The sequence below is a fragment of the Fructobacillus sp. CRL 2054 genome, from assembly GCF_028764065.1.
Classification (GTDB): domain Bacteria; phylum Bacillota; class Bacilli; order Lactobacillales; family Lactobacillaceae; genus Fructobacillus.
This window is the reverse complement of record NZ_JACOFN010000002.1, coordinates 64,194-78,102: the sequence shown is the minus strand read 5'-3', so window position 1 is coordinate 78,102 and position 13,909 is coordinate 64,194. Positions and strand designations below refer to the sequence as shown.

General features: G+C 37.5%; 11 protein-coding genes. All 11 read right to left on the bottom strand.

Annotated features, from left to right (window positions below; genetic code table 11):
- Positions 1 to 22: 22 nt before the first annotated feature.
- Positions 23 to 646 (bottom strand): YveK family protein, encoded by a 624-nt coding sequence (locus H7198_RS01260; protein ID WP_274457995.1) that lies wholly within the window; start codon positions 644 to 646, stop codon positions 23 to 25.
- A gap of 14 nt (positions 647 to 660) precedes the next feature.
- On the bottom strand, positions 661 to 1,293 hold the full coding sequence (locus H7198_RS01255; RefSeq protein ID WP_274457994.1) for a sugar transferase: 633 nt from the start codon (positions 1,291 to 1,293) through the stop codon (positions 661 to 663).
- 62 nt (positions 1,294 to 1,355) lie between these two features.
- Entirely contained in the window at positions 1,356 to 2,798 is a 1,443-nt protein-coding gene (locus H7198_RS01250; RefSeq protein WP_274457993.1) for a flippase, read from the bottom strand.
- 107 nt (positions 2,799 to 2,905) lie between these two features.
- Positions 2,906 to 3,943 (bottom strand): acyltransferase, encoded by a 1,038-nt coding sequence (locus tag H7198_RS01245; protein WP_274457992.1) that lies wholly within the window; start codon positions 3,941 to 3,943, stop codon positions 2,906 to 2,908.
- 109 nt (positions 3,944 to 4,052) lie between these two features.
- Positions 4,053 to 6,290 carry a glycoside hydrolase family 68 protein gene (locus H7198_RS01240; RefSeq protein ID WP_274457991.1) on the bottom strand — a complete coding sequence of 746 codons (2,238 nt, stop codon included), beginning with the start codon at positions 6,288 to 6,290 and terminating at the stop codon, positions 4,053 to 4,055.
- A gap of 132 nt (positions 6,291 to 6,422) precedes the next feature.
- A complete protein-coding gene (locus H7198_RS01235; protein WP_274457990.1) occupies positions 6,423 to 8,354 on the bottom strand; it encodes a GDSL-type esterase/lipase family protein in 1,932 nt (643 codons plus the stop codon).
- A gap of 67 nt (positions 8,355 to 8,421) precedes the next feature.
- Positions 8,422 to 9,906, bottom strand: coding sequence for a GH25 family lysozyme (locus tag H7198_RS01230; RefSeq protein WP_274457989.1), 1,485 nt, complete (start codon positions 9,904 to 9,906; stop codon positions 8,422 to 8,424).
- 26 nt (positions 9,907 to 9,932) lie between these two features.
- Positions 9,933 to 10,343 (bottom strand): hypothetical protein, encoded by a 411-nt coding sequence (locus H7198_RS01225; protein WP_274457988.1) that lies wholly within the window; start codon positions 10,341 to 10,343, stop codon positions 9,933 to 9,935.
- A 163-nt stretch (positions 10,344 to 10,506) separates the two neighbouring features.
- Positions 10,507 to 11,418, bottom strand: coding sequence for a phosphatase PAP2 family protein (locus tag H7198_RS01220; protein WP_274457987.1), 912 nt, complete (start codon positions 11,416 to 11,418; stop codon positions 10,507 to 10,509).
- A 122-nt stretch (positions 11,419 to 11,540) separates the two neighbouring features.
- Positions 11,541 to 12,908, bottom strand: coding sequence for a magnesium transporter (gene mgtE / locus H7198_RS01215; protein WP_274457986.1), 1,368 nt, complete (start codon positions 12,906 to 12,908; stop codon positions 11,541 to 11,543).
- A gap of 69 nt (positions 12,909 to 12,977) precedes the next feature.
- Positions 12,978 to 13,883 (bottom strand): RluA family pseudouridine synthase, encoded by a 906-nt coding sequence (locus tag H7198_RS01210; protein ID WP_274457985.1) that lies wholly within the window; start codon positions 13,881 to 13,883, stop codon positions 12,978 to 12,980.
- Positions 13,884 to 13,909 lie beyond the last annotated feature (26 nt).

The window sequence follows — 13,909 nt, the reverse complement described above, 5'->3', positions numbered from 1 at the left end:
GAAAATTCACCATGCCGACAGATTATCCTTGCTTCTTAGCTTCTTTATAATTACGACGAATACCGGTAAGCAACACAATAAACATTGAGATAATCAAACCAGCAACTGCACCAAATACAGTTAACTTCTTTGCAGACTTCATTCCTGAACGAGTCACATCTGAACCAGTTGCCTTAGCAAGCAAATCAGGCTTACCCATGTCTGCATATAGTTGTGGAGCAATATTTGAGAAAACATCAGCATAAATGTTAGCTAATGTCTTAGCTTTATAAGGTGTTGCTCCTGATGCTTTAAAAGAAAGCATTAAGGTATCAACTGGGTTTTCAACAACAACAGCTGATGAAATTTCTTGCTTTGAGAGAGTGTAAGGCAATTCTTTCTGTACTTCAGAAACGATAGCATCATCTTGAGCTAACTTCTGGTAAGTTGGCAACAATGACTTATCAGCAGAAAAACGTGAATTTGGATCCTTCACATCAGTGTTGTTCTTGGCAACTAATACCAAACGGGAAGCTGAATAATTAGTAATTGTCTTAGCAGACTTCGCATATGCAAAACCTGCAGCTGCAAATACTAGCATTGTCAGAACAATTGTCCAACTATACTTCCAAAAGCGTTTCATTAAATCGGTAAACGAAAAATCCATTTTACTCTCCAAACCTAATATGCACCATCGCCCTTTAAAATTGCGATGACTGTTAAAAACATAATTTTAAAATCTAAACCAAGGTTAGCTTCATCCACATACTCTAACTCAATGTTAGCGCGTTCAGGATAGCCAATGTTTGAACGCCCTGATGCTTGCCATAAGCCAAAGACTCCGGGTTTAACTGATAAAAACTTATCAATTCTTTCCTGGCTACCATACTCAACTAGTTCTTTTTCAACAACTGGTCGTGGCCCAATAATAGTCATATTTCCAATCAATGTATTCCAAAACTGTGGTAATTCATCTAGTGAAGTATGACGAAGAACTGCCCCAATCTTTGTAATACGTGGATCTTCCTTCGTTGGTAGTTTATATCCATTTTCTACAAATCGTTGGTACAATTCCTTATCCGACTTCAAGATCTCGTCAGCATTATCAACCATTGATTGAAACTTATAAATTTTAAAATGCTTTCCACCCTTACCAACACGGTCTTGGCTATAGAAAACATGTGATGTTCCCGCCGAGAATTTAATCCAAAGTCCAATAATTAGAAACAATGGTGAAAAGACCACCAATGCTACTAAGGACACAATAATATCTAATAAACGTTTGGGAAGACGATAGAACAAGATTTCTTTCATTGCCCCATTCTCCATTAATAAATTATTTGTACACAACCGCTAATTATACCAGAAAAAAAAGTTTACCGGAAGAACAGCGTTCCCTTCAACTGCTTTAGGATTGGTGCACGTAGTAATACCAAAACAAGTAAGTACACAATAACACCAATAATCGACTCAATTAACGTTGAGAGAATCCCAATGCCATGCATGTCTACAACTACGGTGACAGCTACATACATAATTGCCGCTGCTACAATATAACGCCACAGTCCAACAAAATGCTTCATTATCGGCATATCGTGACGCGTAACAACTAGCTGATAGCCAATCACAGCCAATTCTGATAAGGCAGTTGCAACGGCTGCACCTTCCACTCCCCAAAGATAAATAAAGAAGAAGTTTAAGAAGATGTTTAATACCGCTCCAAAGGTAACTGACCACGTATAATCATTTAAACGTTTAGTAGGAATCAAGAACTGATTACCAATAACATTTGACCAACCAATGAAAACGATAATCGGTGTCAACAACACTAACGCGGTCCCAACTTCTCCCCATGACCTACCTAGGAACCAAAGCATTGCTGTTGGGCCAACTGCTGCGATTCCTGTTGCTAGAGGGATGGCAATGGCAGAAACAAAATCCATAGATGAATGTATCGCCTTTTTCATTTGTTCATTTTCACCTGCTGCAAAATGCGCCGACATGCGTGGAAGCATCACCATTCCAACAGATGTAACGAGAGCAAGGCAAACTTTGATAATTTTATCCGCATTGTCATAGATACCTGAAGAAGCAGTTGAGCCTGTCATGAATGGCAGCATCGTTTTATTTAATTGTAAATAGATCTGTGTTGCAATCGTTGGTAGAAACATTAAGAAAACAGGTTTCCAGTGAACATTGAACTCCAAGGAAGAAAGCTTTGGAAACTTAAACTTTCCAATTAAATAAAACCACATGGAAAGGTTACCAACAACTTGAGAGAGCGCTAATAAAAGAATATAAGCACCAACATCATTGGGTGTCTTAACTAAAACAAAAATCAAAACAGTCATTAACAGTTTAATCATCATATTACGTAAAACTGTTTTTTTGAAATCTTGTAATCCCATGAAATACCATGAGATATCAAGAATACCTGAAAAGATAACCCAAATTTGGTACCACAAGAATAGCTCATTATTATGTATTCTAGAGTTCATTGCCCCACCAGCATAAATAAATGCAATATAAAGCACTACTGCTACGGCACCTGCAAGAAAATGGATAATTTGAATTTCCCAGAACTTTTTCTGTCGCAACTCTTCATCATCATGAATATAGGCAATTTCACGTGATCCATAGGTAACGATACCCAATGAAGCAATAAGCAGAAAATAAGTTACCAATGAGTTGGTCCAAGAGGCAATACCTACTCCATCTTTACCAAGAACTCGCGCCAAGTATGGCAGAGTAATAATTGGGACAATAATATTTAGCAACTGGTAGGCTGCATTGTATAAATAGTTTTTAGCAACTTGCATAAATTGAAATCCATTTCATTTTGCTTATCCTTAATATTTTACAATATATAGTCTTAATATTTAGTTAAGTCTTTACTAAAAAAAACGCACATAACATGCGTTTCTTTTTATACAGTTCTCTTCAAGTATGGAACTTTTTTAATTAGCATAATAATACTAATTGATACAGCCCATATAATAATAGGTAGAATAAATAAATGCAATAATGAATTATTAGCAATTAGATGGTAGCGGTCAACATGATCAACGAAAAAATAATGGATAACATAAACACCAAGAGAAGCGCCAGACAAGTTACGTAGAATTGTCTTTATACGTTGATTAGGATTCCAATCGAATAACTTATCCTTAATAAATTCAAAAATCGTAGCTGACCAAGCTAACCCCATAATTCCCCATATACTATAAACATTTCTTTGGTATTCACCTCTCTTATGTGACAAGTAAATAGTCAACATAATCATTAAAATTGCTGAAGTAACTCCAAAATAATACAAAAATTTCTTTTTGTAATCTAGAGAAAAGTTATGTAAATACCAGCCTATTGAAAAAATTCCAATTGAACCTGCGCTTCCAATACTTAAATATCCTTCAATTGATAAAGCTGGCTGTTGCTTAATTTGATAATAATACCCACATATTCCTACTACAATTAAATTTAATAATATTAAATATTGAATAGTAGTTTTATTTTCCTTAATGAATATCTTACTTAAAACAGGAACGGATAAATAGAAACCAATAATTAAATAAAAGAACCAAAAAATTGGCTGAATCGTTCCATGCAATAAGCCATCAAATAATCGACTGTATGTGTTTAAATTTTTAATTGAATAATGCCAATCATAATGATTAAAGTAAAAAAACCAAACCACAGACCAAACAAGAAAAGGAGTGGCAATTCGCTTAAATCTTTTCTTAAAAAAAATTTCAGTAGTTTCACGTTCTCGATAATTTAAAATATTTGCTGCTGAAATCATCAAGAAAATAGGAACTGCAAAAATAAAAAGCACTTGAATAATAACGGTAAAATCCCATCGAACTCCAAAAGAATTAGTAAAAGCAAATCCAGAACAATGTAACATCACTACCGCAAATGTTGCCAAGATATTCAATACATCTAAATAATAATAACGACGTTTCATTTTATCCCTCTCAACGAATAAATAATTATATTTTATTAACCTATTCATTATATATATAAGTAAATAAAAAGAAAAGCCGAAGGAAAATAATCCAACGACTCTAACTCTTTTAGCGAAGGTAATAAGTACCATCAGTTCCAAAGAAATAATGTTGTCCATCAATCACTTGATTTCCTTGTACGGCACGACCATTCGCATCAGTATAATACGTAAGTCCCCATGCTTGACGCCAACCGGCATTCTGACGGACACCATTTACAAACCAATAATAGGTTCCCATATAATAACGGAAGCCAGAAAAAAGCTGACCATTTTCATACCAACGGTAACCACCATTGTACCCACTACCATCAGCAATGTAACCTTGCAAAGGGCGCTTATAATACGTACCATCAGTTCCAAAATTATATATTTGACCATCAATTATCTGAATACCTTGTACGGCACGGCCATTCGCATCAGTGTAATACGTAAGTCCCCACGCTTGGCGCCAACCGGCATTCTGACGGACACCATTTACAAACCAATAGTATGTTCCCATATAATATCGGAATCCAGTATACAATTGACCATTCTCATACCAACGATACCCACCATTTTCAGATGAGCCATCATAGAAATATCCAGTAGATCGCATATAGTATGTTCCGTCGTTACCAAAATTATAATGCTGTCCATTAATTACTTGGTCACCTTGCACGGCACGACCATTCGCATCAGTATAATACAAATGTCCCCATGCTTCATGGAACTGATTATCTTGCCGAACACCATCATCAAACCAATAATAAGTTCCCATATAATAACGGAAACCAGTAAATAGTTTGTTATTTTCATACCAACGAAATCCACCATTATCAGCACTTCCATCAGCAAGATATCCGGAGAAATTTTGACTTTTTTGCGGAATTGTTTTAAAGCTTTTTCCGTCTGGTGTTAGTGCACCTTGGTTAAAAACTTTATCATTAAGAATCTTAGTACTATTACCATTAATTTCCATTTCATAACTTGGAGCAAAAGTTCGATTATTCAAAAACGAAGTAATCATAAAGCGATTGCTTTTATTATCGTTAGGTATTACTAAAAATGAATATTCCCAATTTCCGGTTTGATCATCACTCGCAAGCACTAAGCCATTACCATTTAATGGCTTATAATTACCAGTAATTCCATTGTCTGAAACAAATCCAAACATATATTGAATTTGTCCGTGATTAATTTTTTTATTTTGAGTTGCTAAATGACTGCCATGACTAGTTGCGAAAATATACCATTTTCCATTTTTTTCAAATATATTTGCACGTTCCATTTCGATTCCGGTTCCATTAAAGGTAACCAAAGGATCAAAAACTTGGTTTACAGAAAAATCAGAATTTAATTTAATAATTCCAATTGTACTATTTGATTCTAAAACCCTAGTATATAAATCGCTCCCCTTTTGATTTCTTATCTTATTCACAAATTGTTGATAATCAGCATCACTTAAACCATAATACTGACGATTAGTTAAATTATTTTCCCCGGCCTGATCTGCTGAACTACCTGTACTTCCTTGGAATACAACATATGGTTGACCATTGTCATAAATAATATGTGGATCACGCATGGCTGTTTTATCAATGCCACCAGTTGCTGCTTTTGCATATTTCGAACCATCTCCGCCAAATACGGTTTTATGATCTGTTGTTTTTGAATGATCGATTTTCAATCCAGAATTCCAATCATTACCATTTTGCGGTACCACGGAAACTTTTGCTGTTGTTAAATACTGCCCCGTTGAAGAAAAGTTCGTATAAATAAATCTTAATGAATCATCATTTGGATTTAATAAGACCGATGAACCAGACCACTCTGCAGTAATCTTATTTAGGGGCACATCGGAATTACCTAGTTTTCCCTCTCCAAAATCATTAAAGACATATCCTAAATACTTCCAAGAAGAAATATCCTGATCATCACCAATCTTTTGAGCAAATAGCCCTATTCTTGAATAATACCATGGTGTACTGTGGTCCGATAACCATGTAATTCCAGCTACTAGTCTATATCCATGATAATTTGCTACTGTACCATCTGGATTTTGAATATGCCAAGTATCCCCAACATTTAATCGAACAGTTTGACCACTTGGATTCTTCCCGGTCACCCCAGTAATATCCTTTCTTAAGGCATCTGTCTCTACCTGCGGAGCCCGAAAGTCAGAATTCCCCACCGAATCAATAATGGAACGAAGATCTGCTCTTGTATAATGCAAACTAGCATCAGCAGGTTTACTGTATACAGTACCCAACACAGCAATACTTATAATGGCACTTAACACTTTAAAGATAATAAACTTACTTTTCATTTTTTATCATATACTTTCTTACTAGACATTTTTACACTTCTCCTTATTTAAAACACTTTAACAGAATATCGAAAAAAAAATAAATGGCAAGAAACCATTTATTTTTTTATTTTCTTTTAAAAACTATATATACTATCGAAGATAGTAAGTTCCATCAGTTCCAAAGAAATAATGCTGACCATTAATTATTTGGTCACCTTGTACCGCTCGTCCATTCTTATCAGTCCAATATGTGTATCCCCAAGCATGTCGCCATCCTTCATTTTGACGAACACCATCAACAAACCAATAATAAGTACCCATGTAATAACGGAAACCTGTGAAAAGTTGACCATCTTCATACCAACGATAACCACCATTATAAGCTGATCCATCGTACACATAACCATTAACTGGCCGCTTATAGTATGTTCCATCAGTTCCAAAATTATAGACTTGACCATCAATAATTTGTATTCCTTGAACTGCACGGCCATTTTCATCGGTATAGTAAGTAAGCCCCCATGCCTGGCGCCAGCCAGCATTCTGACGAACACCATCTACAAACCAATAATAGGTTCCCATATAGTAACGGAATCCAGAGAAAAGTTGGCCATTTTCATACCAACGATAACCACCATTTTGTGACGACCCATCATAGAGGTAGCCCGTCGATCGCATATAATAAGTTCCGTCATTACCAAAATCAAAATTTTGGCCATTAATGTTATAAATTCCCTGCACCGCACGACCATTATCATCGGTGTAATATAAATGTCCCCAAATTTCATGCCAGCCTCTATTTTGGCGGACGCCATTCACAAACCAATAATATGTGCCCATATAGTAACGGAACCCTGTATAGGCTTTACCATTTTCAAGCCAACGCCAACCCGTAAGTGTATTTACATATCCCGAAACATTTCCTAGATCGTAGTGCTGAGCATTATCTTGATACTGCTGATTATCGTTCAAAATAGCAGAAGCAACTTTTTCTGCAATTGCCTTATAAGTAGCATTTGTTGGATGAACACCATCCGGAATCGTTTCATTATGATTTTCGTTTGTTACAACTCCTGCATCAATAACATCGATTCCCATGCTATTGCCAATCATGGTCAAAACATTTTTCAACTGATTCATTGAAAAGCCATCTGCATTAATGGTGTCATTATTACGCCCATTCAAAAAATCACCTTGTGGTAACAAAATGTGAATCTTAATATTGGGATTGGCTGCGTGCAAACGTCGAATTGAATCCTGAAAAATCTGCGCAATGGTATTAATATTTTGATTCCCATAGTTTGAATCATTAACACCCATAGCAATAACTATATCTGTTGCTTTAGTAAAAGATGGATCAGAAACAGCTTGATCCGTCATCCAGACCATATCTTGACCAATCTGTGTACCAGAATAAGCAGAAGTATTTTTATACAGCATCTGTAATGCCTGCGCCGCATAGTAATCATAAGAATGACTACCATCGTTGTAGGGATTCCACCCTACAGTTGTGGAATCACCAAATCCCCATAAAATACCATGAATAGCAGTTAGTCGACCCTCACTATCAATTTTATAAGGTACATTATTAATCGTAATGTTATCAATTGAACGACGAAGCGTAAAACTATGGTCATCTCCAAAATAATATTCATCAGCACCAATTGTATGTAAACCAGAATATGATTCACCGTATTGACCAAAATAATACGTATTGTTATCAACAGTTACAAATTGATTAGTGACGCGCACCCCCTCCTTATAGTAAGCATAACCATCTTGATCGGAAATCTTAACAAGTCCATCTTTAACAGTAGCTACTCCATCTGCAGCAAAATCGTATATTTTTCCATCAATATTTTTCTGAGTATTTGTAACAAGCTGGTTATTTTCATAATAATATTGTTTACCATCAACAGTTTGAAATCCATTTTCCGGATGGGTAATCTTTACAACAGCATCTTGAACATTATTTTCATTCGCTGAAACAGATTGACCAGCTTGAATCATACCTGTCATTCCCATTATTAACAACGCGGTCGTTACCCATGTTTTACCACTTTTATACATTTTAATTCGCATCTATTCCTTCTCCTATTAGATGTTTATAAAGAAAAAGCCACTACCTCAGTAGTGGCTTAAAGCTTAATTAACGTAAGTAATACGTGCCGTCAGTACCGAAGTTATATGTTTTTCCATCAATAGTTTGGATACCCTGCACAGCGCGACCGTTAGCATCAGTATAGTAAGTGAAGCCCCATGCGTGTCGCCAACCGGCATTCTGACGAACACCATCGACAAACCAATAATATGTTCCCATGTAATAACGGAATCCAGTAAATAACTTACCATCTTCATACCAACGATAACCACCATTATAGGATGATCCGTCAGCTAAATACCCACCACGTTCGTAATACGTATTATCTTCACCGAAATAATAATAAGTACCATCTATTTTTTGTGCACCCTGAACAGCGCGTCCATTTTCATCAGTATAATACTTCATACCCCAAGCACTACGCCAACCAGCATTTTGACGAACACCATCAATAAACCAATAATATGTTCCCATATAATAGCGGAATCCAGTAAACAGGTGTCCATTTTCATACCATCGATATCCACCATTTTCTGATGAACGATCATAAATATAACCTGTAGAGCGTAAATTATATGTTCCATCATCACCAAAGTAGAGATCTTGACCATCTACCTTTTGATGACCTTGATATGCTCGGCCATCGGAACCAGTGTAATACCAGTTTCCCCAAGCTTCATGCCAAGAGTTATCTGAACGGACACCATTATTAAACCAATAATATGTTCCCATATAATATTGGAATCCTGTATACATCTGTCCATTCACAACCCAACGCCATCCACCAGCTGATGGTACGTATCGATAGCCAGAGTCAATTGACGCCATATTTGTATAATCAATAGACATATCAAAAGTACCAGAAACGCCATTTACATGGGCATTAGAAGTCCACTGCCACATACCGTATTGCGTATTCCACAAATGACTTGATGAAGGTTCATATGGGTATGAAGCCATCCAAATACGATTATTTGGCATGAATGAACGATCCATATTATAGTTTGTATAGGTATATAAACCAGTGTCAGAAAAGCCACGTGAATGCAATTGATCATTAAAGACCCTTGAGTTTCCTGATACATCATTTCCAACCATGTTCTTATCTTCAACATCGTTAACCATCAAATCGGAGGTTGAGAAACCAAGGTTGTAGGCCGCATCAGCAAAATAATTTGCCTCACTACGAGCAGCATCAGCACTACGATAACGAGCAAAATGATATGCAGATACTTTCATTCCTGCTGCACGAGCATTATTAACCTGAGTACGTGCAAAAGGATTAGTGTAGTTAGTTGATTCCGTCAACTTAACAATTACACCCTTGATACCAGCTGCCTTCATTGCCTTAAAATCATCAACAGAAAGATTACCTTGGTATGAAGCGACATCCACAACATCCATCGCTGGTAAACCAGACTGTCCTGCGACAACAGATGGAACACCATCTGCACTGGCTACGTTTAATCCATTAGCCGCTAATCCGAACGACGAAACTGCAGCAATGGTTAAAATAATTTGTTTAACTTTCATTCTATTACTTCCTTACTGACCAATCATCACTTATGATAGTTCTGATTAGCATAATCAACTACAGAAATTCCCTGTTGTTGGGCATCCGAAATGATCTTCTCAATATCTGAAGGAGCCCATTCATCCACTGGGAATCCAGCAGCCTTTAACTGTGCTTTAGCAGTATTAACATCAGTTGTTGAAGGTGTTGATGGTTGACCGCCACCTTGTCCACCAAATGCAGAATGCTTCTGCGAAGAACTAGTTGATGAACCACCGGTTACAGATGTTGAATCATCTGTTGAAGTACCACTAGACTTTTTCTTTGAAATACTTGTAGAAGTCTTTGATGAACTTGAATCATCACTAGAATCATGCTTAGTACCTAGTGTGAATGCTCCCCATGCAATTAATCCTGCAGCAACAAGAGCTAATAGTGAAATAATTATTTTTTTCATTTGGCACTCCTTAATAAAATAGTATTCAGTGTAATTTTTTACACCATTCAAAACCAATTCTACTAAAAAAAAACAATAAATGCTCAACTTATATCGCATTTATTGTAAAATTAATTTTTTAATTAGAAAAAACAATGCATTAATTCGAATTTAAGTTCTAAAATTATTTTTTAACAACAAATGTAGTCTGTAATACCCGACTGGCTAAATAAATGATTAATACAGTAATCAATGTAGATACTGAAACATCAGTTAACCAATGGTTTCCCAATCGTACTCGTCCCAAGGCACCGCCAATTCCGAAAATAACTGCTAATGCTGTAAAAAAACGTTGTAATACAAACTGATTACGTTTCAAAATTAATGGTAAGTATAAATATAACCAACTACAACGGGCATGCCCTGATGGAAATGAAGCATGTCCATTATTTCCATTAATTACATACCATGCCGTATACTGTGAATGCTGAGTATCAATTTCCATTGGCCGATAACGCCCCCACCAGTTCTTCATACCATCGATTGTCACTTGATCTAAAACAATAACTAATAATCCAATAAATGCTGCTTTAATTGAATATTTTAGTTCCTCCTCAGTTTGTTTTGATATAAATTTAAAAAATAAAATCGAAAAAATAAAAGTAAAAAATACACCTAAAAACCAAAATAAGAATTCCTGTGAATGATCATATAACAACTCGGCATCAAAAGAGTCTGCCCATGGTGTTCCCAATTTGTGCTTTTGTATAACAGCAGCAGTGTAGTATATATAATCATAAATAATTGCAAACATTTCATTCAAATCAATTAGCAACATACCGATAACGACAGTCCACTTCAATATTTTATCTGTAATTTTACGCCATGCAATCCAGGTCATCATTTCAAAAACCACAAAGTACACAACATTTACGCCCTGAACCGCATAATGTTCAAACAGATGTGCCCAAACAGATTTTGAATCAATAAACATTTCCGAAATTTGTTGATCATAAAATGTTCCTATTATTATTAACGACAGTATTATAAACATAAATATTTTGAAATAAAAATTATTATTCTTAATATTAATCATAAACTTTTATCCTCTTTTTAATCGTAACCATAATATTATACTATTTTTTAAATTTTATTCAAAACAAAAAGGAATGCTAATCCAGTTAGCATTCCTTTTATCTATATATAATTATTAACTCTTTACTTCCCCACAAACTGTCCCAACATCGCTGTTGCAATGCTGAAGTAGATTAAGATGGATGCCCAATCACAGACTGTGGCAACTAATGGGCCATTCACAACCGCTGGATCGATGTCGAAGCGGTTCATGATGGCTGGTACTAAGTGAGCTAGCAATGATGATGCCAAAATTGAAAGCCCAAGTGACAAGCCGACTGCCACGGCCAAGCCGTTGTTATCCTGCCAAAGGATGGTCACAACGAACAGAATAACACCAGCAGTAACGGCCAAAACAACAGCTGAGATAAACTCAGAAACTAAGTTCTTCCAACCAGATTGGTCAGATCCGTTACCGAAGTGACGGATGGCCAAAGCCAATGACTGCGTACCGGCATTACCAGCAGTACCAGCAATGATAGTAATAAAAGCAGCCAAGATTGGCGCTTGGCGAATGGTGTGCTCAAACATACCGATAAGAGCTGTTGAGGCTAATCCCAAGACCAAAAGCGTCATCAACCATGGGATTCGCTTGATAGCAGAATGCCAGGCTGAATCGTCGGTATCCGAAACATCAACGGCAGCCAAACCAGAATAATCACCAACGGCCTCTTCATCGATAACATCGACGATATCATCGACGGTAATAATACCGAGGAGATGATGATCATTGTCCGTAACAGGAATTGAGAAGAAGTTATAATCGGCAACAACCTGTGCAACATCCTTCTGGTCACTGTCAGCCTTCACTGAAATAACACGGGTGTTGGTAATGGAATCAATCGCCATGTCGTCAGGGTGGGTGAGCAAATCACGTAGTGAAACGACCCCAATCAAATGTTGTTCGTCATCCACAACGTAAACATAGATGATTGATTCGGCTTCTTCGGCCTGCTTCTTAACCTGAACAAGCACGTCTTTGACTTTTTCAGACTGCTTAACAGCGAGGTATTCCGTGGCCATCAAAGCCCCGGCAGTGTCATCCTCGTAGTTAATCAACTTTTTCACTTCGCGCACTTCATCAGCTGGCATAAGTGAAAGGTATTTCGCTACTTCGCGGGCAGGCATGGCCTGCAAGAGGTCGGCCTCGTTATCGGCAAACATCGCAACCAAGATGTCGGCACCCTTTTGGGCGGGCATCTCTTCCAACAGTTTGACAATTTCTTCTGGATCAATTTCCAAGTTATCGAAAATCGTTGCCAAAGTCTCGTCGTCCATGATGCGCCATGCGACTTCACGGATATTTTCAGGCAGTTCTGCATATACCTGCCCTTTTTCAAAGTCGTGCAAGGTCGTAAAACGATTCATAAATTCATCGTCTTGACCGGAATTAATAAAGTTGACCAAGTCGTGGACCGTTTGCTCTAACTGCTGGTCGTGATCAAGTTCCATTGTTTCGTTATTCCTTTCAGGGCGAAAGTAACCACCCTTAAAATGATTTTGTACGTTTAATTAACTATTTTAGCCCTCAATATCCTTTAAAGCTAGCAAATCTTCAGGCAAATCAGTTTGAAGGTGACGGGTTTCTTCCGCAAATGGGTCGTAAAAAGCCATTTGATAGGCGTGCAAGGCCTGGCGTTTCAAGCCATACCAGAGGGGGCCGCCGTATAGGTCATCGCCAACCAATGGGAAGCCAATGTGCTTAAAATGAACACGGATTTGATGTGTTCGACCAGTATGTAACTGAACCTTAACACGGGTCATTGGGTGATCAGGGTCCTTTTCGTACCGCTGTTCCACCCAGTACTCCGTCTTCGATGGCTTTCCATCCTCCGTTACCGTTCGCTTGATGAAGTCCCCTTCTAAACGACCAATGGGTGCTTCAATAATGCCATGGTCATCAGGCAGAATACCAGACACGTAGGCCGTGTAGAACTTTTCAACGGAGTGGTCTTGCAACTGCTGGTCCAAAACGGCATGGGCAAAGCGGTGCTTAGCCAGAAGAACTAAGCCTGATGTGTCCCGGTCTAAACGGGTTACCACGTGTGGCACCAAATCTTCGGCCTCTTCATCGATGAGGTGGCCTTTGACTTTGTTAACCAAAGTGTGCAAACGGTCGGCATGGCCGGGTACCGTTGTCACACCGTAAGGCTTATCAACAGCCAAGAAGTGGTCATCTTCATAAATCACCTTAATGGGTGAAAAGTCAGGCACGACCAAGTCGTTTCCCTGCTCCACTGGCATAATAATTGTCGCCACGTCACCCTTCTTTAGGTAATCGGATGTATAAACCTGCTTGTCGTTGACAAGAATTGCCCCACCGTTATGCTTCATTTGCGAAAACATACGGTGTGAGACGCCGTGACTCTGGAGGAAAGAGCGAACCTTACGGTCCTCATCCCCTTCATATGTCCAAGAAAATTTCATAGTGATATGGGCCGAAATAAAATGCT

Coding starts and splice junctions, on each gene's coding strand:
- H7198_RS01220 (WP_274457987.1), bottom strand. CDS start 11,418: ATGATTAATATTAAGAATAATAATTTTTATTTCAAAATATTTATGTTT.
- H7198_RS01235 (WP_274457990.1), bottom strand. CDS start 8,354: ATGCGAATTAAAATGTATAAAAGTGGTAAAACATGGGTAACGACCGCG.
- H7198_RS01260 (WP_274457995.1), bottom strand. CDS start 646: ATGGATTTTTCGTTTACCGATTTAATGAAACGCTTTTGGAAGTATAGT.
- H7198_RS01210 (WP_274457985.1), bottom strand. CDS start 13,883: ATGAAATTTTCTTGGACATATGAAGGGGATGAGGACCGTAAGGTTCGC.
- H7198_RS01255 (WP_274457994.1), bottom strand. CDS start 1,293: ATGAAAGAAATCTTGTTCTATCGTCTTCCCAAACGTTTATTAGATATT.
- H7198_RS01240 (WP_274457991.1), bottom strand. CDS start 6,290: ATGAAAAGTAAGTTTATTATCTTTAAAGTGTTAAGTGCCATTATAAGT.
- H7198_RS01245 (WP_274457992.1), bottom strand. CDS start 3,943: ATGAAACGTCGTTATTATTATTTAGATGTATTGAATATCTTGGCAACA.
- H7198_RS01230 (WP_274457989.1), bottom strand. CDS start 9,906: ATGAAAGTTAAACAAATTATTTTAACCATTGCTGCAGTTTCGTCGTTC.
- mgtE (WP_274457986.1), bottom strand. CDS start 12,908: ATGGAACTTGATCACGACCAGCAGTTAGAGCAAACGGTCCACGACTTG.
- H7198_RS01250 (WP_274457993.1), bottom strand. CDS start 2,798: ATGCAAGTTGCTAAAAACTATTTATACAATGCAGCCTACCAGTTGCTA.
- H7198_RS01225 (WP_274457988.1), bottom strand. CDS start 10,343: ATGAAAAAAATAATTATTTCACTATTAGCTCTTGTTGCTGCAGGATTA.